Origin of the sequence: Pseudomonas sp. MWU13-2100 (assembly GCF_023242365.1) — a bacterium.
Lineage (GTDB): Bacteria > Pseudomonadota > Gammaproteobacteria > Pseudomonadales > Pseudomonadaceae > Aquipseudomonas.
The window spans coordinates 1-876 of record NZ_JALLIX010000123.1; the positions used below are offsets into that span (position 1 = coordinate 1).

1 protein-coding gene is annotated in these 876 nt (G+C 59.8%); it reads left to right on the forward strand.

The features are described from left to right. Window positions 1-36: 36 nt before the first annotated feature. Window positions 37-876 (forward strand): hypothetical protein (locus M5B99_RS29625; protein WP_248807460.1); only part of this gene is annotated, 840 nt, incomplete at its 3' end.

Sequence of the window (876 nt, forward strand, 5' to 3'; positions counted from 1 at the left end):
GTTTTCGTCACTGCCTGAAGCGAGTATGAGTTAGCCATGCCAGTCAGATTGGATAAAGTTCCCGTACAAGCATTGCGTCCCGCACGACCTCGCCTCTGGTTTTGGCTAGGCTTGCTGCCAGTGTTTTTGCTGCTGGGTGTGCTGGGATTACTGCTGTTCGGCAGCCAACCGTTGCAGCAACAGCCAATGACCGTCTGGAGGCAGCTCTTGGGCGGGGCTCTTTTGGGTTGGTGGCTGCTGGGTTTTGGGCGGGCTGTGCTGTATGTCGGTCAGCACGGTGTGGCCGATGGCTGGGATGAGGCCCGCGAGGAGGATCTGGCCCGCAGGATTCGCCGTGGTCGGCGTTCTCAGCAGGTGTTGTGCGTGAGTCTGCACACTGCCCTGCGAGAGGGTGAGGAACCGACAACCACTCAATTGGAGGCCTTGCTTAACGGGACCCAGCACCTGGAACCTCAACCGTTTCGGCAGGACAACACAAGATTGTGCCGTAGCCGCTTATCTGACGATACGACAGACCCAGAGCTGGCACTCCTACGGGCGCTGATGCGAGTGCTCGCGGACTTGTCGCCCACCCTGGCGCAATTGCCTGACGATAAAGAATTGGCCTTGCTGCTGGAAATAGACAGCAGTTTGCCCAAGCCCCAATGGCGTGGGGTGTGGCAACAGGCGTGGCGTGAATCCGGCATCCGCCAATCAATAGTGCCTGTCGAGGGCTACGGGCTGGACGCGGTGGACCAGTGGCTTGATCAGCGTATTACCGATCAGGCGTTGCTCCTGGTAGTGGCGTTGCGGTTTGCGCCGGAGTCGCCCGAAGGGACGGCGGAAGTCGCCGTTGGACTGCTGTTCGGCAACCGTCTGACGCAAACCAACTTGGCG